A 21,640-nucleotide genomic window follows, 5' to 3' on the forward strand; every position below is an offset into this window, starting at 1 on the left:
TATTCTGCCACTAGGCAGTAATAGATTAAGGAACATACAATGACACGAAATGAAGGCCAAGCCTCGGTTATCCTAGATAATGTTTGTAAGCTGATCCAAAAAAAAGTTCACGCTGATAATGTGTTACTCGTTGAAAAATTCGCCAAAGCCTTGTACAGCAACATGTCTAAAGAGGATTTGGCTAATCGTAACGATAGTGACTTATATGGCGCTGCACTAAGCCTTTGGAATTCGCTAGAAAAGAATACAACTGATAATGCTGTTATCCGCGTTTTCAATCCCGAAGTGGCTAAAGATGGCTGGCAGTCATCGCATACAATTGTTGAAATTATTGCTAAAGATATGCCTTTTTTAGTAGATTCAGTGCGTATGGCCATGACTCGTGAAAATATCGCCTCTCACTTATTACTTCATAGCCCACTTAAAATTCAACGTGACAAAAACACGAAAATATCGGGTTTATCTAATTTAAAAGCAGAGCAAGAATCGACGTCGACTAAAACGGTTTTCTTTATTGAAATTGATCGTCAAACAGATTCTTCTGTAATTGAGTCTTTCAAAAAAGAATTAGAATCAGTACTCGTTGATGTATCCGTTGCAGTTGAAGATTGGCAGCCTATTCGTAAAAAATTAATTGCGGTCACCAAAGGGCTACCTAAGCGTCGCCACAATAAAAATGAAAACGAAGTTGCCGAAACGGTAGAGTTTTTAGATTGGTTAGTTAAAGATAATTTCACACTAATGGGTTATCGCGAATATGAATTGAGCCCTGTGCAAGGTGACTACCAATTAAAAGGCAAAATGGACACTAGCCTTGGCTTGATGAAAAATTCAACTGAAGAACACACACGATTATTATCAGAATTACCAGAAGTAGCACGCCAAGAAGCGCGTAGCAGTAATTTATTAATTTTAACAAAAACCAATTCACTTTCTCGTGTACATCGCCCCGCTTATATTGACTATGTTGGTATAAAGCGTTTTGACGATGAAGGGAATGTAATTGGCGAAGACCGTTTTATTGGGTTGTTTTCTTCAAGTTTTTATAATAATAGCGCCGCGGATGTCCCTGTATTAAAGAGTAAGATTAACCGCATCATGGAGATATGTGACTTTGCTAAAGGCACGCATGCTTACAAAGCGGTTTTAAATATTTTAGAAACCTATCCCCGCGACGAGCTAGTTCAAGCGCGTGAAAACGAACTACTTGAAGTTGCCATGGGGGTTTTACAAGTACAAGAGCGTGACATGTGTCGCTTATTCGTTCGTAAAGATGCTTACGGCCGATTTTTCTCATGTATGGTTTATGTTCCTCGAGAACGTTACAACACAGCGCTTCGTCGTGAAACGCAAGATATTTTAGGCAACGCATTTAATTCTGACAACAAAGTCGAATTTACTACTTACTTTTCTGAGTCAACACTGGCGCGTACCCATTACACTGTTCGTGTGACCGATAACAATATTGAATATAACGTGAAAGACATCGAAAATAATTTAATAGAAGCTGCGCGTACTTGGGAAGACAAGTTGCAGTCTGCGCTTTTAGAATCAGCTGGTGAAGCACGCGGTAACGATTTAAACCGTAAATACTGTAATGCGTTTGCACGTTCATATAAGGATGAAGTGCTTCCCAGTGCCGCAGTTGTAGATATTGAAAAACTAGAATTATTGACCGACGAAAATAAACTAGAAATGTTGTTTTATCGTCCACAAGAAGAAGCTAATAGCAATATTGTACGATTAAGCTTATTCCATAAAGATGAGCCAATTCATTTATCTGATGTTATGCCAATGCTTGAAAACTTTGGTCTACGTGTTGTTGGCGAAACGCCATATTCAGTTAAAACCAGTGATGGTCGTATTAATTGGATCATGGATTTTTCTATGCTAATAGACAGCAAAGGAATGGCTGACTTTGATAAAATTTCAGCACGTTTTCGCGCTGCATTAACAAATGTTTGGGGCAACCGTCTAGAAAACGATGGTTTTAACCGTTTAGTTTTAATGGGTGGCCTAGCAGGTCGTGAAGCTTCTATTTTACGTGCTTATGCTAAATATATGCGTCAAATTGGTGTTACGTTCTCGCAAACGTATATTGAAAGTACTTTTGCTAATTACCCAAATATTGCTGCGCAAATAGTTAATTTGTTCGCTAAAAAGTTCTCAATTAAAGCCCCGGCTAGTGCTAAAACACTTGAGAAATTAATAGCACAAATTTACCTAGAACTTGAAAATGTTGCCAACCTTGATGATGACCGAATTATACGTTTATACGTTGATATGATTGTTGCAACGCTTCGTACTAATTATTATCAAAAAGATGCACAAGGTCAGTTTAAATCTTATGTCTCATTTAAGATTCAACCTAGTCTAATTCCTGATGTACCATTGCCACTTCCTGCATTTGAGATTTTTGTTTACTCCCCACGTGTTGAAGGCGTGCATTTACGTTATGGTAAGGTGGCTCGTGGTGGACTTCGTTGGTCTGATCGTCGTGAAGATTTCCGTACAGAAGTCCTTGGTCTGGTAAAAGCGCAACAAGTTAAAAATACAGTAATTGTACCTGTTGGCTCTAAAGGTGGTTTTGTATGTAAACAGCTACCGACTGAACGCGAAGCGTTTATAAAAGAAGGCCAAGAATGTTATAAAATATTTATTCGCGGCTTATTAGATATTACAGATAACATTGAACGTGGTGAAATAGTGCCAGCTCGAGATGTTGTTCGTCATGACGAAGATGATGCTTACTTAGTAGTTGCGGCTGATAAAGGGACAGCCACCTTCTCAGACATTGCAAATGGTATTGCGAATGAATATAACTTCTGGCTAGGTGATGCGTTTGCTTCAGGTGGTTCAGTTGGTTATGACCACAAGAAAATGGGTATCACTGCTAAAGGTGCATGGGAATCAGTTAAGCGTCATTTCCGTGAAATGGATATCGATTGTCAAACTACCGACTTTACAGTGGTCGCCATAGGCGATATGGCAGGGGATGTGTTTGGTAATGGTATGTTGTTGTCTAAACATATTCGTTTACAAGTTGCATTTAATCATATGCACATTTTTATTGATCCTAACCCAGATGCAGCGACATCTTACCCAGAGCGCGAACGTCTATTTAATATGCCACGCTCATCTTGGGAAGATTATAACAAAGACCTTATTTCTGCAGGTGGAGGTATTTTTTCTCGCGCGGCTAAATCAATAACATTAAGCCCTGAAATGAAAAAAATGCTTGGCACTAAAAAAGCAAGTATGACACCAAACGAATTAATGAAAGCATCATTAATGATGAACTTCGATTTACTGTGGAATGGCGGTATCGGAACGTACATTAAAAACTCTAAAGAAACTGATGCAGATGTTGGAGATCGTGCAAACGATGCACTTCGCATTAATGGTAATGAGTTGGGTGCAAAAATTATAGGTGAGGGCGGTAACTTAGGCGCAACTCAACTTGGCCGTATAGAGTTTGCAGCAAAAGGCGGGCGTGTCAACACTGACTTTATCGATAACGTAGGGGGTGTTGCGTGTTCTGATAACGAAGTTAACATTAAAATTTTACTTAATGGCTTAGTTGCGGAAGGTGATTTAACCCGTAAACAACGTGATGAGCTACTTTATTCAATGACTGATGAAGTCTCTGAATTAGTGCTTAAAGATTGTTATCGCCAAACGCATACGATTTCAATTACGCAATCGAAGGGCACGTCTACTCTTAAAGAAAAAATACGTTTTATTCATGCGCTTGAAAAAGACGGCAAGCTAAACCGTGCTATCGAGTTCATTCCTAGTGATGAAGAATTGGCAGAACGTGCAGCCGCAGGTAAAGACTTAACTCGCCCTGAGCTTTCAGTGCTCGTGTCTTACGCTAAAATGGTATTAAAAGAGTCTTTAGTAAGTGATGAAATTACTGAAAACCCATATTACCGTCAGCTGCTTGTTAAATCGTTTCCACGGCCATTACGTGAGAAGTTTAACGATGCGATGAACAACCATCCACTACGTAAAGAAATTATTGCAACTAAACTTGCTAACAATATCGTTAATGATATGGGTTTAAACTTCATGGTACGTATGCATGAAGAAACTGGCGCAAGCGAAGCTGAAATAGCTATGTGTTATTCAATTGCCAGTGAAATTTTTGAAATGCGCGATACATGGTCTTCTATAAGCGCATTAGATAATAAGATTCCAGCAGCTGTACAAACTGAGATGCTTTACCAACTTCGTCGTACTGTGCGTCGAACTACACGTTGGTTCTTACGTCATCGTAATAAGGCGCAAACGATTGAGCAAGGAATTGAGTATTTTGCACCAACATTCAAAGATTTAAGTGAAAACTTAAATACTTATATCGTTGAGAAAGAAAATGATCGCATAGTACAAGAAGCTAATAAGCTAATTGAAAGTGGTGTACCGGAAGCTATTGCTAAGCGAATTGTGGCATTATCAAGTTTGTTCTCGGTAATGGACTTAGCGGAAATTGCGAATAGTTCGGGCCGAGGTATCTCAATGGTATCTAATACGTACTTTAAACTTGGTGCGCGAATGGGTCTGCATTGGTTCTTAGATCAAATTACCCATCAACCGGTTGCAAACCATTGGCAAGCGCTTGCTCGTTCTTCTTACCGTGAAGAGCTAGATTGGCAACAACGTACGTTAGCTGAAGTAGTATTAAATAGCTTTGAAGCTGATGAAAAAGATGTTGATAGTCAAATAGATGAATGGATGGATAACCAAGAGTTATTATTACTTCGTTGGAAACAGATGTTGGCTGAATTTAAAACTTCACAAAGTCATGATTTTGCTAAGTTCTCTGTAGCACTTCGTGAATTAATGTTATTGAGCCATAATTGTAATACTTCAGGAAAATAATTTAGCCTTTCATTTGTTTTTATTCCACAAAAAATAAATGAATTGATTATTTTGTTATACAATACCTCAGCCTTGTCTGAGGTATTTTTTTGTCTGTATTTTAATAGAGGATTATATTCATGTTTTACGATTTAGCTCGCCGTTTTATGTTTACCCGTGATGCGGAGTGGGCGCATGAGTTTGCTCTAAGTAACCTACGTCGCTTCGCTAACACACCGTTAAGTGCCGCTTGGTCGCAAAGTATTGCAGACAAACCAGTTAATTTTTTAGGCCTTGAATTCAAAAACCCAGTTGGGCTTGCTGCAGGGCTTGATAAAAATGCTGAATGTATAGATGCATTTAGCCAAATGGGCTTTGGTTTTATCGAAGTCGGTACGGTTACACCGCGCCCTCAAGTGGGTAATGATAAACCTCGTATTTTTAGGTTGCCAGAGTCAAATGCAATTATTAATCGCATGGGGTTTAATAATAAAGGCGTTGATAACTTAATCGCTAACGTAAAAGCGGCAAAGTACAGTGGGATACTCGGTATCAATATTGGTAAAAATAAAGATACACCTAATGAGCAAGGTAAAGATGACTACATTTATTGTATGCGTAAAGTATTTGAGCATGCCTCATACATTACGGTAAATATTTCATCACCAAATACCCCTGGACTTCGTGATTTACAATATGGTGCAGCGCTTGATGATTTACTGCAAAGCCTTAAAAGCGAGCAACTTGATCTAGCAGCTAAACACAATAAGCAAGTTCCGATGCTGATAAAAATTGCGCCGGATCTGGATCAAATACAAATAGAGCAAGTAAGTGAGTCACTTTTAAATAATAAAATTGATGGTGTGATTGCAACTAACACTACACTTGAACGAGCTGCAGTTATGGGGCAGCAATATGCAGAAGAGGCCGGCGGTTTGTCAGGTCACCCTGTTAGAATGCGCTCTACAGAGGTCGTAAGCGAATTAAAGCGTTTAACACAAGGTAAGTTGCCAATCATCGGAGTAGGCGGTATTGACGATGCTACATCTGCAAAAGAAAAGTTAGATGCAGGCGCAAATTTAGTTCAAGTTTATACTGGGTTCATCTACAAAGGTCCACAATTGGTAAAGACGATCGTTAACGGCTTATAAGGATCAGTTATCTAAGCTTTTGATCGTTCGATAAATGTTCTAAAAAAATATTTAAAAAATGGTCAGAAGCCGTTATACTCTAAGCATCGTCTAATTATTTAATAAACCCAAGGAGGAGTAAATGTTACAAGCATCAAAGCAATGGCAGTGGATTGCTTGTCCTGATAAAAACCGTTTATTACTTGATTTAAATGACGATATGCAATTATGTACGCCTTATAAGTTAAGACAGTTAACGGATTCTGTTTTTAAGAATCCACGCTTTAGCCTCGAAGATGCGGCATTTTACGAGCAAGTTTATAATTACCTTGATGGGTTTGAATTGTGGTCTGCGGCTCAAGTTTGTCAAATATCGCTAAATGCGACCGCTGTTAAGTATCACTTAAAGCCCGTTTTAGCAAAAAGTTGGTTTTTTGAAGAATACACCGGGACAGAGCCAAGCGTAGAGGCAATAGTAAAATTAACATCTAAAGCGCAATCGGGTGATTTCTTAATTGTAGAGCACTGCTCTGATGCATCTATTTGTTTGAATCTAAGTGAAACCTTTAAATTGGACGAAAACTTATCTTTAGCACAATTTGAAGTAATCCGTATTTTGAATAATCGAGTCCACCCCATCCTAAATCAGCAATACCAAAGTCAAACCGCCTAAGGTCTGCTGATCTTTGCGGATTGAAATTTGTTCAAACTAGGGGCTATTTAATCGCGGCGCGAGATTTGTAACCTAGTGGGCTCGGTAACTGCTCCTTCGTTACCATACTGGCTTACATCCATGTAAGAATAAGTAAAACCGAGCAAAGCTTCCGCGTCCTGCTCACGCCCCTTACCTACATCCACTTAGGCAACAAAGAGTAAATAGCCCCTAGGAAGAACCGTTTGGGCAGCGCCTGTTTGGCATTAATGCTACGTTATCGCCCATTTATGGGGAATGACCACACTGCATAGGCTCTGCCTTGCCTAAATACCAAACAGACTGCTGCAAATTTAACCTTGAAAGTTCAACAGACCCTCATCAAATTTAAGTTTTTAAGCGTGTCTTTATGGCGTGTATGTCACTCAACCTATGTTATAATCCTGCGCAATTAGCTATTAAGGGTTATTACTTTGCAATTTATCGCACTTACTTCTATCGGAATCGAAAATTTATTGGTTGATGAATTAACAGAACTTGGCGCAACTGTGTCTAAGCAAACTGTTGGTTCTGTTCGTTTTGAGGCTGACTCATTACTGGCGCAAAAGGTTTGTTTATCAAGTCGTTTTGCAACGCGTGTGCTTATGCTTATTGAAGAAAAAGAAGGCGTAGATGACAAAAGTAGCCTGTATAATTTTGCGCGATCGCAACCTTGGCAAGAGTGGTTTGGACCTACCCAAACATTCGCTGTCGACTTCAACGGTACCAATGACTCATTAAAAAACACACAATTTTCTGGTCTTGTAATAAAAGATGCGATTGTTGATTATTTTAATGATTTATACGAGCAGCGTCCCAACGTTGATAAGCAAGACGCTAACGTACGTGTTGTTGCACGACTAAATCGTTACGGCGTTTCTATGTATATTGACTATTCTGGCCCTCGTTTGTCTGAACGTGGTTACCGTCAAGGCCAAGGTAAAGCTCCAATTAAAGAGCACCTAGCTGCTGCACTAATTAAGCGAAGTGGTTGGCTTGATAATGTAAAACAGCCTTTATTCGATCCATGTTGTGGTGCGGGTACTATTTTAATCGAAGCGGCCGGCATGGCACGAAACGAAGCGCCGGGATTATTCCGTGAAGGCTTTGCTTTTGAACGTTTACCCAGTTTTAGAGCCGCTAAGTTTAAAGAACTTAAAGAAGAGTTACTTGCTAACATTACCGACCCTAAATTGTGGTTAATTGGCCACGATTACGATGAACAAGTTTTAAGTAAAGCGATTGATAATGCCAAACGGGCTGAGCTTGATGATGTTATTAAGTTTAAGCAAAGTGATGCCACTAAGCTTACAGCCGTTGCTAAGTTACCTGGTGTGGTAATTTCAAACTTACCTTATGGTGAGCGTATTGGTTCTATGGCTGAGCTTGTTGATTTACACCGTAATTTAGGTGTTGGCTTTAAAAAGCACTTTAATCATTGGAAACTTGCCTTACTGGGTATGGACGAGAGCTTATTTAAACTTTTAAAACTTGTGCGTCTTAAGCGTTATAAGTTTAAAAATGGCCCACTTGATGTTGAACTTAACTTATATCAATTAGATGATAAGCAAGTAAGTTTGACCACCGATGATAAAAAAGCGCTTAATTTTGAAGGCTCTACGTCATTCGCAAATAGATTGAAAAAGAATAAGCAAGGCTTAAAAAACTGGCTTAAACAAAATAAAGTAGACGCTTATCGTGTTTATGAAGCGGATATCCCTGAGTACAATGTTGCTGTAGATATTTACGGTGATTCAGCGGTTATTTTTGAATATGCAGCGCCTAAAGAAATTGATGAAAAAACATCAGAAAAACGCCTGCAAGACGTAATAACATTGACTTCGCAACAACTTGATATCTCACCTGAAAATATTGCTGTAAAAGTGCGTAAAAAGCAAAAGGGTGAAGACCAGTATACCGCTATGTCTAAACAAAACCGAACTATGATAGTTGAAGAGTTTGGTGCTAAGTTTAAAGTTAATTTATTCGACTACTTAGACACAGGTTTATTTTTAGATCACCGTTTAATGCGTCGTTATATTCAAGAAAATGCAAAAGATAAACGCTTTTTAAACTTGTTTGCATACACAGGTACTGCCTCTGTGCATGCTGCACTTGGTGGCGCTAAAGCAATTACAACAGTTGATTTATCTAAAACCTATTTGAAATGGGGCCAAGATAACTTCGATTTAAACAATATCAGTAATACACGTTACCGTTTTGAACAAGCAGATTGTTTAAAGTGGTTAGAGCATGCAACAGCACAATATGATTTGATATTTTTAGACCCTCCAACGTTCTCAAACTCAAAACGTATGAAAGACGCGTTTGATGTGCAAAGCGATCACATTAAATTATTAACGTGGGTTAAAAAGATCTTAAGTCCATCAGGTACTTTGATTTTCTCTAATAACAAACGTGGTTTTGTAATGGATGAAGTTGGCCTGATTGGTTTAGGCTTAAAAGCCGTTAATATCTCAGATAAAACACTATCACCAGACTTCAAACGTAATAAAAAAATCCATAATAGCTGGCTAATTACGCATGGCTAAATGGGTTTTATATCATACTGATGGTTGCCACTTGTGCGAGCAAGCTGAGCAACTTATCACTGAAGTACTTCGTGATGCTAGTGAGTTATTACTCATTGATATTATGACTGATGAGCAGCTTATTGCTGAGTATCAAATTACTATTCCTGTATTAAAAAGTGAAAAAGGCGAGAAATTATATTGGCCTTTTACCTTACACTCTGTGCGCGAATTTTTAGCACAAGCAGAATAAGAGCAAATAAGAACTATGGATTTAATTAGAATTTTAAAAGCACAACTTGCTTTTGGTACACATGCTTTGCTTAACAAAGCAGATGCGGTTATAGAAAGTGGCGAAAGAGTGTGTGTTGTTGGTCGAAATGGCGCGGGCAAGTCAACGCTGCTAAAAGTACTTGATGGACAAGTTGTTTTAGATGATGGCGAAATAAATCAACTCGGTGGCATTCGAATTTCTCGCTTAGAGCAAGATCCACCAAAAGGTGCAAGTGGCACTGTATTTGATTACGTTGCGCAAGGTATGCCAGAAATTGCTAACTTACTCATTGACTTTCATCATGTTAGTAACGAATTGCAAACACAGTGTACTGATAAGTTATTAAACAAGCTTGAACGTTTATCAAACCAACTTGAAGCCGCTGATGGCTGGCGCTTTGATAGCCGAATTCAATTAGTCTTAACACAATTAGAACTAACGCCAGAGGCTAAACTTGAGTCCCTTTCTGGTGGTTGGTTACGCAAAGTGGCACTTGCGCGTGCACTTGTAAGTGAGCCTGATTTATTGCTACTAGATGAGCCGACAAACCATTTAGACATGGCAAGTGTCATGTGGCTTGAACAGTTTTTAAAAGAATTTAAAGGCGGCATTGTATTTATATCACATGACCGTGCGTTTATTCGTGCTGTTGCTACGCGTATTTTAGATTTAGATCGCGGTAAACTTATTTCGTACCCAGGTGATTACGCGACTTATCTAGAGCAAAAAGCGCATGATTTAAAAGTAGAAGAAGCGCAAAATGCATTATTTGATAAGCGTTTAGCAGAAGAAGAAACGTGGATCCGCCAAGGTGTTAAAGCGCGTAGAACACGTAACGAAGGGCGTGTTAGAGAGTTAAAGCAGCTACGTAATGAGCGTAAAGAACGTGTTGATCAAGTTGGTAAAACTGACTTTAATATTGAAACAGCAGACCGCTCTGGTAAATTAGTATTTGAAGCTCAGCACCTTTGCCATGCATTTAAAGACAAAGTTATTGCTGATGATTTTTCGACACTTGTTATGCGTGGTGACAGAATCGGCTTAGTAGGTCCGAATGGTATTGGTAAAACAACACTATTAAAACTAATGTTTGGTGATTTAGAACCAGATAGCGGCATAACTAAGCAAGGTGTTAATTTAGAATTTGCTTACTTTGATCAGTACCGTGAAAAACTTGACGAAGAAGCAACAGTTCAAGATAACGTTGCCGAAGGTAAACAAGAAGTGATGATGGGCGGTCGTTCACGTCATGTTTTAGGTTATTTGCAAGACTTTTTATTCCCGCCAGCACGCGCTCGTACACCGGTTAAAGCACTCTCTGGTGGTGAAAAAAATAGACTGCTATTAGCTAAACTGTTTTTAAAACCATCTAATATACTTGTTCTCGATGAGCCAACGAATGACTTGGATATAGAAACATTAGAGTTACTCGAGGACATTATTAATCAATACCAAGGTACAGTGCTGATTGTAAGCCATGACCGAGAATTTATTGATAATACATGTTCTAGTGTATGGGCATTTGAAGGCAATGGTAAAGTAACAGATATCGTTGGTGGTTATAGCGACTATGAAGCCTATGTTAGTTACTTAGCTGAACAAGAAAAAAAAATTCAGCAACAACCAGTAAAAAAAGTTGAAAAAGTAGTAACTCCAGCTGCCAAACCTGCAGCTAAGACAAATAAACTCTCTTACAAATTAAAACTTGAATTAGAGCAACTACCGAATAAAATGGAAAAACTAGAAGCTGAAATTGAAGCTCAACAAGCTGTAGTGAGTGACGCAGACTTTTTTAAACAAGAGAGTGATGTAACAACTAAAGCATTGAACCATTTAGCACAACTTGAGTCTGACCTTGAAGCTGCCCTTGAGCGCTGGGAAGAACTTGAAGAATTACAGAATCAGTAGTAAGGACTAAAATGAAATATAAATTACTCGCTGCCAGTATTTTAGCGACATTAAGCACTTCAGCAATAAGTGCGACATATCAATTAACTGAGTTAGGGTCTTCTGAAAACGCTAAACACTCTTACGTTACCGATGTTAGTGAAAGCGGCCATATTATTGGTGTCGCTAATGGTTTATATAATTTACCAATTGATACAAGCTATATAGATTTTTCAGAAAGTATTATCAAGAATAGTTACAGTAATACAGAAGATGCATTTGAGTTAAGCGATAAAGTAATTACCTTTACGCTTGATGATATCGAAAACAATGATGCTGTTGCGACTAACTCTGACGCTCATAGTTTTATGATTAGCTTTTTATCATCGATTTCTACAAATTTTGAGTATCAGAAAATAAGTTCATTAATAGGCGTTAATTTTAATGATTCTACTTTAACAGAGCAGCCTTTATTTGATATAGCTTCAGTTGATTACGATGGATTAACGCGCTCTACTACGAATTTGTATAATGCTGTTAGCGAAGATGGTGTTTCAGTTGGTTGGGGCAGTGCACCCTACGATAAAGTTTTATTCACTCCTGATGGAGATGACGAAGCTGAAACATGGTTCACTCATGAATTTATTGAACGAGGCATCGTAATTGGCGCAGATGGTTTACAAGTTCCGTTAATCCCTGAGTTTAATGAACATGGCGGTACAAGTCGTGCTAACGATATTATAAAGACAAACAGCGGATACACGGTTGTTGGAAATATATCAATAGATATTCCAGCGGATAGGTTAGAAAATATTGAAGATAGTTGTGATAATGAAGATGAACCTATATCAGTATGTGTTAATTTATTAAATTCTAATATATCACGAGGCTTATTTAATAAGCGTGCTGTAAAATGGGAACTTGATGAATCGTTAAATATTACTTCTGTCGAAGAGCTTGGTTTAGCACTGACACCTGATGAAGGTGAAACTGAAGATGATGCATTTATAAGTACTGCACTTGCGGTTAATAGTAATGGTGTTGCTGTAGGTTCATCGCATACGCGATACTACAAAGATGATGACATTATATTAACCATGCCCGTTTATTATAAAGATGGTGCGGTAGTTGATTTTATAAATCAAGAAGATGATTGGCAAGGCGGTAAAGCATTAGCAATAAGTAATAATGATGTTATTACGGGTTATGCTATTAAACGAATTGAAGGAACACTTCGAAATAAGTTTTTTTATCATGATATAGCAACAGGCAATACGGTATTTCCTACTGACTATTTTTCTAGTTCAAGTTCTTATGGTAATGATATAAATAGCCAAGGTTATATTGTTGGGGAAGGTGAGGTAGGTGTTTCAGATAGCTCACGTCGTAAAGAGGCATTTGTATATAAGATTGGCGAAGATAAAATAACCAACCTAAATGACTTATTACCATGCTATGAAACTGATGGTGAGACAAATTATGCTTATACAATGGCTGAAGCTAAAGTAATTAACGAAAATAATGAGATTTTTGGTGTAGCAACCAAAACAGTTGAAAAACGTGATTCGTTAGGTGGAATTGTTACTGATATTGAAGGCAATATTGAATTTGAAAGTGTCGCAGTTGCAGTAAAGTTAACTCCTATTGCTAATGGTGAAGTTGAAAACTGTGCACCTCCTGAAGCAGAAGTTTATGAACGTAACTCTGCGAGCTTTCCTTGGTTCACATTATTATTACTCCCCTTAGTTGGCATAAGACGTATATTCCGTTTTTAATTAACTAAAGTGATTCGCATAAAAAAATCCCAACTTCATTAAGTTGGGATTTTTTTCGTCTATAGTAATTAGAGCTTATAAATATTTGGTTATTTGTTGCGTGTTGCCCACGCTTTGACTACCGAACGTCGCCAAATAATATCTATACTAAAGTAAGCAATTATGCTCGCGATAGAGGCGCATACCAATGAGCCAATTAAAAAAGCGGGTCCAATAGTTTCTATACTTTCTAGAAACCAAGCCCAGCTAGGTTCAAAGGCAAAGTGTTGCTCTGGCTGGTTTAAAATTAATGTACCAACTAAATACGAACCGTAGAATATAGGGGGCATAGTTAATGGATTTGTAAGCCAAACTAAAGCAACCGAAATAGGTAAGTTAACTCTAAATACTATAGCTCCAGCTGCGGCTAAGACCATTTGAAAGGGAACAGGGATGAAAGCAAAAAATAGCCCAACAGCAAATGCTCCTCGAGCGGACCGTCTATTTAAGTGCCAAAGATTTGCATCTTGCAAAAGGTGCCCAAAAATTCTTAGATATTTATGATGTCTAATTTTATTTGGATCAGGTAAAAATCTTTGGATCGTTTTTTTAGCCATTTAAAGCAACCATTTACATCAGTGTGGATAAGTCTTGGGTTTGTAATTGGCTGTATCGCAACCGTATTTTATTATCAAACTCTCGAATTTATAATATTCACAATATCAGTCCTTATTGTGAGTTTGTATTTTAAGCCGTTTTTAAATGTATTGTTAGGCTTTATTTGCGCTATTTGTTGTGTATCACTGCATTATTATACTTTTTATAATTTTGAAAGCCCAAAACAGGATGAAAAGTATGCATATGCAACTGAGCTAATTGTCGAAGATATAATTTCAAATAAGCAACCTCAATACATAAGAGTAAAAATAATAGAATTTGATACTGCTCAATACGCATATTTTAGGGCACCGAGTGCAATGCTAAGTGTGAATTCTGAACAAATACTTTTTGTTGGTGATACTTTTAAAGCAACAATAGCTATAAAAAACTTTCGAAGTACTAAAAATTTTAATGTATTTGATAACGAGAGATATGCTTTTACACAACGGATATTTTTTAAAGGAAAAATACTCAATAAAGAACTTATTGTTGCGCGTAATAAAAAACACAACCACCTTATAAATTATAGGGAATATATAAAAAGGACTTACAGTAATACAAAACTTAGATGGCTATATTATGCACTATTAACGGGTGATAAGTCGTTAATGAGCTTTACAGATAAGCAATTAATGCAATCATTGGGGTTGAGCCATTTACTGGCAATATCCGGATTACACATCGGGTTAATATTTGGTTTTTGCTATGTAATTACGCGATTTTTATTTAAACAAATAAAATACGCTGGTGAGCAGACTAAAAACCTGTCTGTTGTTTATAGTCTAGTTGGCTTTATTGGATCGTTTTTCTATGTATATTTGAGTGACTTTTTAGTTTCAGCTACACGCGCCTTAATCATGCTTGGGTGTTATTTAGCACTCTACTTTTTGGCAAAACAACCATTACGTTGGCGAAGTATTTTATATGCACTTGTTATTCTGCTTATAATTAATCCTTTTAATGTATTAAACGCTGGGCTGTATTTCTCGTTTATTGCTGTGGTTATTATATTTCTAGTTGTTAAGCAAATACCGATTTTTAATACATCATTTCTAAATAAGGTCGTTGCATTAACTGTCGTTCAAATTGCTTTATTTATTGGTTTATTACCAGTTTCATTATACTTCTTTAATGGCGTGAGCTTAGTTGGTTTAGTACTGAACTTAATTGCTATCCCATTACTTTCTTTAGTCGTTATGCCTTGTCTAATTATTATCACATTTATTAGCAGCTTACTTGATATAGGCATGATTATTAGTGTTTTTGATGAAGGCTTAAGTTATTTATTCGAATGGCTATTGAAAATACCTAGTTATATTCGTTGGTTAAATATAGGTAATATTGACGCTATTGTTGTTGTTTTTTCATACATTACTATTTCGATTTTTTATTTAGTCCCATATAAATGGCTAGCAGGTGTTCCATTAAGTGTCATATTGTTTAACTACTTAATAGTGGATAAGCCAAAATGGCAATTACATGTTTTTGATGTAGGACATGGATTAATGGTGCTAATAGAAAAAGATAAACATGCACTAATTTATGATTTTGGGCCTAGTTATTTCAATCGTTTTAGTCGTACCCGTAGTATTTTACTGCCCTTTATTGAGTCAAACAATCTTACTGTATCAACAGCTATTTTAAGTCATGAAGATAACGATCATGCGGGGGGGGTAGAGCATTTTATAAAAGCAGGCTACGAAACTCGTTTTACCACATTTCATCCCCATAACTTACAAGACACTTGCAAAGTAACCAAAATAGATATTTTTGGCCTTCAAATTGAAAGCTTTAAAACGTTAAACTTCAAAAATGAGAATGATGATTCATGCGTTATTCGTGTTGCTGATAAAACCCACAGTGTTTTATTAACGGGTGATATATCTAAACAACGAGAGTTGCAATTATTGCAAGAGAACTATTTTTTAAAAAGTACCGTTATGCTAAGCCCACATCATGGTAGCGATACATCGTCTAGTAATGAGTTTATAAGTGCTGTAAATCCTAAAATTGTTATTCATTCTAGTGCTTACAAAGGACAATGGCACTTCCCGAAGGAGGAGGTTGTTGATCGTTACGAAAAAATAAATGCAACTCAATATGTGACAGGTCAACAAGGACAAATAAGTATTGAATTTTACAATGATAATGTTCGAGTAAAAGCGGCTCGAGAGGATGAAAGTTACTGGTTTATCAAAAATTGACGTTTTGTTTTAGTGTCCCTAAGGATACAATAGAGTCTGTAATTGTATGAAGAGAGTGTTATGGATCAAAGTACTACACAAATTTATAAACGGTTAATTTCTTACGTCGGTGCATATAAGAGTGTAGCCTTCGTCGCTATTATAGGAATGATTGGCTATTCAGGAATGGATGCGCTATTTATTCAATTAATGAAACCATTTATTGATGAAGGTTTGAACCAACGAAACAGCGATGTATTAAAGTATGCTCCATTTGTTGTTATTGCACTGGTGATTGGGCGTGGTATTTTTAATTTTATGTCATCGTATTGTTTAAGCTATGTAGGTTCACAAGTTGTACGATCTTTACGCCAAGAGTTATTTGAGCACATATTGCATTTACCCGTTTCTTTTCATGACAAAAACTCTACGGGCGATTTAATTTCAAAAATCACTTTTGACACAGAGCAAGTTCAACAAGCAATAACTAAAGCGCTACTTATTGTTGTACGTGAAGGGGCCTTTGTCGTCTTTTTACTTGGTGTAATGTTTTATACCAGTTGGAAGCTCTCACTTATATTTCTAGTCATCATCCCTCTTGTCGCTATTATTGTAGCGGTTGTATCGAAACGTTTTCGCCATATTTCTAAAAGTATCCAATCAGCTATGGGGCAGGTTACACGTAGCTCTGAACAAATGCTTAGCGGACATAAAGTAATTCACGGGTTTGGTGGACAAGAGCAAGAAATAAATAAATTTTCTAAAATTAATAATCATAACCGTCAGCAGCGCATTAAAATGGATGCGACAAAAGCCTTAAGTGTATCCATTATTCAAATACTCGCCGCAAGTGCTATGGCTGTTATTTTATGGGTGGTATCGATGCCTTCTATGATTGATACTATAAGCTCTGGGGATTTTGTTGTTTTGATATCATCAATGATGATGTTGCTGCGCCCACTTAAACAATTGGCTAATGTTAATAGCGATATGCAACGTGGCATTTCTGCATCTCAAAGTATATTTTTAATACTTGATGAAAATGTAGAGAAAGATACTGGCACAGTCGCTGTTGATAAAGTTAAAGGGTTAATTGAAGTTAAAAATGTAACCTTTAAGTACCCAACTAAAGATGAAGCCGTATTAAACGATTTGTCGCTAACGATTAAAGCGGGTGAAAGTATTGCCTTAGTAGGGCGCTCAGGCTCGGGTAAATCAACTATTTCTAATTTATTACCACGTTACTATGATTTAGATCTGCCGAGTGAAATATTACTTGATGGCATAGCCCTGCAGGATTATAAATTAACAGATTTGCGTCGCCAATTTGCTTTGGTTTCTCAGCAAGTCGTGTTATTTAACGATACGATTGCTAACAATATTTGTTATGGCATAAAGCATGATGTAACTAATGACGAATTAGTACAAGTAGCAAAACAAGCGCATGTTTGGGAGTTTGTTAAAGATCTTCCAGAACAATTAAACACCATGGTAGGTGAAAATGGCGTAATGCTTTCTGGTGGTCAACGCCAGCGTATAGCGATAGCGCGTGCAATATTAAAAGATGCACCTATTTTGATTTTAGATGAAGCAACATCAGCACTTGATACAGAGTCTGAAAAGCTTATTCAGCAAGCGTTAGAAACGCTAATGAAAGACAAAACCTCAATTGTTATTGCGCATCGCTTATCTACTATTGAAAACAGTGACCGAATTTATGTTATTGATAACGGTCGTGTAATAGAAAGTGGCGATCACAATAGTTTATTAGCAAATGACGGTACGTATTCAGCCCTTTGCAAAATGCAGTTTGGTGATCAGGCGTGAGCAAAATAGAACAAAGTTGGTATAAACCATTTGGTCTAATTACTTTATTGTTATTACCATTGAGTGCTCTGTTTTGGATTGTATCGACATTTCGAAAATGCTTGTACAGCGCTAAAATAATTAAAGCGTTTGAGTGTAAAACGCCTGTTATTGTAGTCGGCAATATAAGTGTAGGCGGCAATGGTAAAACACCTTTTGTTTTGTGGTTGTATGAGTATTTGACCGAGCAAGGTCTATCAGTGGGTATTATTAGTAGAGGCTACGGTGGGCAATCAGATAATTACCCGCTGTTAGTCACTTCAGTTGTTAACGCCCAACAGGCTGGAGATGAGCCTGTACTTTTATACCACCGTTTAAAATGCCCGATAGCGGTTGGTCCTAATAGACAACACAATATCGATTTATTAGAAAATAACTATACGCTAGATGTCATTATTTCTGATGACGGAATGCAGCATTATAAAATGCCACGTAGCATTGAGTGTTGTATTGTTGATAGTGAACGCCGTTTTGGTAATGGCTTTGTTATGCCAGCAGGGCCACTTCGCGAAACAACTAAACGCTTACAAAATGTGGATATAGTAATTGAAAATGGTGGTGAGGCTAATAATAGCTACACGCTAAAAGTAAGTAACTTACGATTAGTTAATTCAAGTGATGATGTAAAACACACAGTGACTCATGCACATGCAATAAGTGCAATTGGTAATCCTAAACGGTTTGAAAACTCACTTGAAGCACAAGGCATTACGTTATTATCGACTCATCATTTTAAAGATCACTATGCTTATACAGCCGATGATTTTGCCCAGTTTGGCGATGATTACATTATAATGACCGAAAAAGACGCCGTTAAATGTCAGCCCTTTGCCAAACTTAATTGGTATTATTTACCAGTAGATGCACAACCTACCGATAGCGTTATAAATAAACTAAATTCATTATTAAAAGAAAAAGGAATACTCAATGGCCTTTGATACAAAACTACTCGAGATAATTGCTTGCCCAGTAGGCAAGGGTAAATTACGTTTTGATAGAGAAAATAACGAACTAATTAGCACGGCAGCTAAACTTGCTTATCCTGTAAAAGATGATATTCCAGTATTGCTTGAAAATGAAGCGCGTGAGTTATCTTTAGAAGAGGTTGAAAAGTGGAATTCGTAGTTGTTATACCTGCGCGTTTTGCATCAACCCGACTACCAGGAAAACCACTTGCCGATATATGCGGTAAGCCAATGGTTCAACATGTTTACGAAAAAGCATGTTTATCAGGTGCTAGCAAAGTTATTGTAGCAACCGATCATCAAAAAGTATTTGATGCAGTAAGTTTATTTACTAGCGACGTAGTAATGACTCGCGAAGATCACCAGTCTGGTACTGAACGGTTAGCAGAAGTAGTTGATTTACTTAAACTTGATAACGATACAATTGTGGTTAACGTACAAGGCGATGAGCCATTACTTGCACCAGAAAACGTATCTCAAGTTGCTGCGCTATTAAGTGATTCAACAGCACCAATGGCAACGTTAAGTGTTGCTATTGAAGAGCGTGATGAAGTATTTAATCCTAATGCCGTTAAAGTGGTGAGTGATATAAATAAAAATGCCCTGTATTTCTCTCGTGCAAGTATACCGTTTGATAGAAATACAATGATGGATGATAGCACGGCTCTTAATTTATCACCGTTCCAACGCCATGTAGGTATTTATGCGTACAGAGCGGGTTTTATTAAACAATATATAGAACTGAGTGTATCACCACTTGAATTGCTTGAATCGCTTGAGCAGTTACGTGTTTTGTATCATGGTTATAAAATCAAAATAGAACAAGCTCAAATAGCTCCCCATGCAGGTGTCGATACGCCCGATGACTTAGCTAAAGTGATAGCGCATATTAAAAGTAAAAACGTGTGAGTGAGCAAGTAAGTAAGATATTAAACGTTGTTTATACACATAACGATTTTTATATTTTAGAAAAGCCAGCAGGTCTTAATTTTCATTCAGAGGAGGGGCCTGGTTTTGTTGTGTTAGCCGAACAACAATTATCGCAAAAACTTTATGGTGTTCATCGTTTAGATAAAGTGACATCAGGGCTTATTATTTTAGCAAGAAACAAAGCCTCTGCAGCCGCCTTTACTGTTATGTTTACTGAGCATGCGATTAATAAATTTTATTTAGCGATTAGTGATGCTAAACCTAAAAAGAAGCAAGGGTGGATAAAAGGCGATATGGCTAAATCTCGCCGTGGCTCATTTAAGTTACTAACGAGTACACTTAACCCTGCAATCACCCGATTCTATTCTCTGAGTTATAAGCCAGGATTTAGAGGGTATATTTTAAAACCTTATTCAGGAAAGACGCATCAATTAAGAGTGGCACTAAAAAGTGTGGGCGCAGCTATTTTTGGCGATGCAATGTATTCAGGCACGCCTTCTAATCGTACCTATTTACATGCATATGCGTTAAGCTTTTTATGGCAAGGTGAACAAATACAGCTAACTTTATTACCCGATAGTGGTGATGAGTATTTGGCGTTAATTAAACATCAAGATTTTCAAGCATGGCAATCGCCATGGCAACTGGATTGGTAAATGAGCGAAAAAGTTACAGATATACGTTTTGGTGGTATTAAACGTTTATATGGTCATCAACAGTTTGATTGGCTTCAAGAAGCACACTTTTGTGTAGTAGGTATTGGTGGTGTAGGAAGCTGGGCGGCTGAAGCGCTCGCGCGTACTGGTGTTGGTAAAATAACATTGATTGATTTGGATGATATTTGCGCCACTAACGTAAATAGGCAAATTCATGCGTTAACGGGCACTATTGGTCAAGCTAAAGTCGATGCAATGAAAGCGCGCTGCGAGCTTATTAACCCAGAATGCCAAATTAATGTAATAGATGATTTTATTACACTTGATAATATTCAAGAACATATTCAAGGTTTTGATTATGTGATTGATTGTATTGATGCAGTTAAAGAAAAGGCGGCATTAATAGCGCATTGTAAACGTAATAAACTCCCTATAATTACAACCGGTGGTGCTGGCGGGCAAACTGATCCTAGCCAAATAACTTTTGGTGATGTAGCTAAAACTACGCAAGACCCATTACTTGCAAAAGTGCGCTATATTTTGCGCAAGCAGTATAATTTTAGTAATAACCCTAAGCGTAAGTTCAATATTGATTGTGTTTACTCAACAGAGCAATTGGTTTACCCAGGAAGCGATGGCAGTGTATGTCATGCTAAGCAAAGTGCTGATGGCTCGATGAATATGGACTGTAATAACGGTTTTGGATCTGTGACTATGATCACAGGAAGCTTCGGCTTTTTTGTTGCGGCAAAAGCTGTTCGAAAATATTTGGATAAAAAGCAGCGTCTACTTACAACGCTTGATTGTGATAGAGCTTAGAGCACTTTTTGTTGTGCCATGGTTTTTATTTTTTCAATCATGGCTTTAATTCCATTGCCACGAGAAGGGCTTAAGTGACTAATTAAGCCTAATTTTTCAAACTCTTCATACGCATCAATTTTAATTACCTGCTCTGGTGTTAAACCGTTATACAGCGCTAATATTAAGGCTAGTAAGCCTTTTACAATACGTGTATCTGAGTCACCTATAACGACTAAAGAGCTCTCTGTTAAATCAAACTCTACAAACATCCACACTTTACTTTCGCAGCCTGGTACAAGGGCATCATCAATTTTCAGCGATTCTGGTAATATAGGTAATGTTTTACCCAACAGCATTATTTCACGATATTTTTGCTGCCAAGCGGGTGCATTTTTTATAGATTCAGTGACTTTTTTAAACGTATTTGTCATGAGTTATCCTAATTAATTCTA

Annotated in this window: 16 protein-coding genes; 14 read left to right on the plus strand and 2 right to left on the minus strand. The window is 37.4% G+C overall.

The genetic code is table 11. The annotated features are described in order from the left end of the window. The first annotated feature begins 39 nt into the window (after window positions 1-39). The 7 genes from DO88_RS10910 to DO88_RS10880 all read left to right on the plus strand — a co-directional run bounded on the left by DO88_RS10910 (window position 40) and on the right by DO88_RS10880 (window position 13,148). A complete protein-coding gene (locus DO88_RS10910; RefSeq protein ID WP_007375731.1) occupies window positions 40-4,881 on the plus strand; it encodes an NAD-glutamate dehydrogenase in 4,842 nt (1,613 codons plus the stop codon). 119 nt (window positions 4,882-5,000) lie between these two features. Continuing rightward, window positions 5,001-6,011, plus strand: coding sequence for a quinone-dependent dihydroorotate dehydrogenase (gene pyrD / locus DO88_RS10905; protein ID WP_033039014.1), 1,011 nt, complete (start codon window positions 5,001-5,003; stop codon window positions 6,009-6,011). Between the two features lie 121 nt (window positions 6,012-6,132). Beyond that, window positions 6,133-6,663: a cell division protein ZapC gene (locus DO88_RS10900; RefSeq protein WP_033039017.1), complete on the plus strand. Its 531-nt coding sequence runs from the start codon at window positions 6,133-6,135 to the stop codon at window positions 6,661-6,663. A 452-nt stretch (window positions 6,664-7,115) separates the two neighbouring features. Continuing rightward, complete coding sequence (gene rlmKL / locus DO88_RS10895) at window positions 7,116-9,233, plus strand: bifunctional 23S rRNA (guanine(2069)-N(7))-methyltransferase RlmK/23S rRNA (guanine(2445)-N(2))-methyltransferase RlmL (RefSeq protein WP_033039018.1); 2,118 nt, start codon at window positions 7,116-7,118, stop codon at window positions 9,231-9,233. Next, complete coding sequence (locus tag DO88_RS10890) at window positions 9,226-9,465, plus strand: glutaredoxin family protein (protein WP_033039020.1); 240 nt, start codon at window positions 9,226-9,228, stop codon at window positions 9,463-9,465. Before rlmKL ends, DO88_RS10890 begins: the two co-directional genes overlap by 8 nt. Before the next feature lie 15 nt (window positions 9,466-9,480). Further along, window positions 9,481-11,394 carry an ATP-binding cassette ATPase Uup gene (gene uup, locus DO88_RS10885; RefSeq protein WP_033039022.1) on the plus strand — a complete coding sequence of 638 codons (1,914 nt, stop codon included), beginning with the start codon at window positions 9,481-9,483 and terminating at the stop codon, window positions 11,392-11,394. Between the two features lie 11 nt (window positions 11,395-11,405). Beyond that, entirely contained in the window at window positions 11,406-13,148 is a 1,743-nt protein-coding gene (locus DO88_RS10880; RefSeq protein ID WP_033039024.1) for a DUF3466 family protein, read from the plus strand. An 89-nt stretch (window positions 13,149-13,237) separates the two neighbouring features. Here the strand turns inward: DO88_RS10880 and DO88_RS10875 are convergent, their stop codons facing one another. After that, window positions 13,238-13,744 carry a DUF2062 domain-containing protein gene (locus DO88_RS10875; RefSeq protein ID WP_033014898.1) on the minus strand — a complete coding sequence of 169 codons (507 nt, stop codon included), beginning with the start codon at window positions 13,742-13,744 and terminating at the stop codon, window positions 13,238-13,240. Between DO88_RS10875 and DO88_RS10870 the strand changes: the two genes are divergently transcribed. Genes DO88_RS10870 through tcdA form a run of 7 tightly spaced genes read left to right on the plus strand, consistent with a single transcriptional unit; the run spans window position 13,724 to window position 21,206 of the window. Further along, window positions 13,724-15,991 carry a DNA internalization-related competence protein ComEC/Rec2 gene (locus DO88_RS10870; RefSeq protein ID WP_033039027.1) on the plus strand — a complete coding sequence of 756 codons (2,268 nt, stop codon included), beginning with the start codon at window positions 13,724-13,726 and terminating at the stop codon, window positions 15,989-15,991. The genes DO88_RS10875 and DO88_RS10870 overlap by 21 nt on opposite strands. A 60-nt stretch (window positions 15,992-16,051) precedes the next feature. After that, a complete protein-coding gene (gene msbA, locus DO88_RS10865; RefSeq protein ID WP_033014902.1) occupies window positions 16,052-17,797 on the plus strand; it encodes a lipid A export permease/ATP-binding protein MsbA in 1,746 nt (581 codons plus the stop codon). Next, window positions 17,794-18,774, plus strand: coding sequence for a tetraacyldisaccharide 4'-kinase (gene lpxK / locus DO88_RS10860; RefSeq protein WP_007375740.1), 981 nt, complete (start codon window positions 17,794-17,796; stop codon window positions 18,772-18,774). Before msbA ends, lpxK begins: the two co-directional genes overlap by 4 nt. Next, window positions 18,764-18,961, plus strand: a complete 198-nt coding sequence (locus DO88_RS10855; RefSeq protein ID WP_007375741.1) for a Trm112 family protein — start codon at window positions 18,764-18,766, stop codon at window positions 18,959-18,961. The genes lpxK and DO88_RS10855 overlap by 11 nt, the downstream gene beginning before the upstream one ends. Then, window positions 18,949-19,710: a 3-deoxy-manno-octulosonate cytidylyltransferase gene (gene kdsB, locus DO88_RS10850; protein ID WP_008133700.1), complete on the plus strand. Its 762-nt coding sequence runs from the start codon at window positions 18,949-18,951 to the stop codon at window positions 19,708-19,710. The genes DO88_RS10855 and kdsB overlap by 13 nt, the downstream gene beginning before the upstream one ends. Then, entirely contained in the window at window positions 19,707-20,387 is a 681-nt protein-coding gene (locus tag DO88_RS10845; protein ID WP_007375743.1) for a TIGR01621 family pseudouridine synthase, read from the plus strand. The genes kdsB and DO88_RS10845 overlap by 4 nt, the downstream gene beginning before the upstream one ends. Continuing rightward, the gene (gene tcdA / locus DO88_RS10840; RefSeq protein WP_007375744.1) at window positions 20,388-21,206 is read left to right on the plus strand and encodes a tRNA cyclic N6-threonylcarbamoyladenosine(37) synthase TcdA; all 819 of its coding nucleotides are present in this window, start codon (window positions 20,388-20,390) and stop codon (window positions 21,204-21,206) included. Here the strand turns inward: tcdA and DO88_RS10835 are convergent. Next, window positions 21,203-21,619, minus strand: coding sequence for a SufE family protein (locus DO88_RS10835; RefSeq protein ID WP_007375745.1), 417 nt, complete (start codon window positions 21,617-21,619; stop codon window positions 21,203-21,205). The two genes, tcdA and DO88_RS10835, sit on opposite strands and share 4 nt — an antisense overlap. Window positions 21,620-21,640 lie beyond the last annotated feature (21 nt).

This window comes from Pseudoalteromonas sp. S3431, assembly GCF_000690035.1.
GTDB lineage: Bacteria > Pseudomonadota > Gammaproteobacteria > Enterobacterales > Alteromonadaceae > Pseudoalteromonas > Pseudoalteromonas fuliginea.

Bases quoted from the DNA above. Each gene is read 5' to 3' on its own strand.
- DO88_RS10910 (WP_007375731.1), top strand. From the start codon at position 40: ATGACACGAAATGAAGGCCAAGCCTCGGTTATCCTAGATAATGTTTGT.
- pyrD (WP_033039014.1), top strand. From the start codon at position 5,001: ATGTTTTACGATTTAGCTCGCCGTTTTATGTTTACCCGTGATGCGGAG.
- DO88_RS10900 (WP_033039017.1), top strand. From the start codon at position 6,133: ATGTTACAAGCATCAAAGCAATGGCAGTGGATTGCTTGTCCTGATAAA.
- DO88_RS10890 (WP_033039020.1), top strand. From the start codon at position 9,226: ATGGCTAAATGGGTTTTATATCATACTGATGGTTGCCACTTGTGCGAG.
- uup (WP_033039022.1), top strand. From the start codon at position 9,481: ATGGATTTAATTAGAATTTTAAAAGCACAACTTGCTTTTGGTACACAT.
- DO88_RS10880 (WP_033039024.1), top strand. From the start codon at position 11,406: ATGAAATATAAATTACTCGCTGCCAGTATTTTAGCGACATTAAGCACT.
- DO88_RS10875 (WP_033014898.1), bottom strand. From the start codon at position 13,744: ATGGCTAAAAAAACGATCCAAAGATTTTTACCTGATCCAAATAAAATT.
- msbA (WP_033014902.1), top strand. From the start codon at position 16,052: ATGGATCAAAGTACTACACAAATTTATAAACGGTTAATTTCTTACGTC.
- DO88_RS10855 (WP_007375741.1), top strand. From the start codon at position 18,764: ATGGCCTTTGATACAAAACTACTCGAGATAATTGCTTGCCCAGTAGGC.
- tcdA (WP_007375744.1), top strand. From the start codon at position 20,388: ATGAGCGAAAAAGTTACAGATATACGTTTTGGTGGTATTAAACGTTTA.
- DO88_RS10835 (WP_007375745.1), bottom strand. From the start codon at position 21,619: ATGACAAATACGTTTAAAAAAGTCACTGAATCTATAAAAAATGCACCC.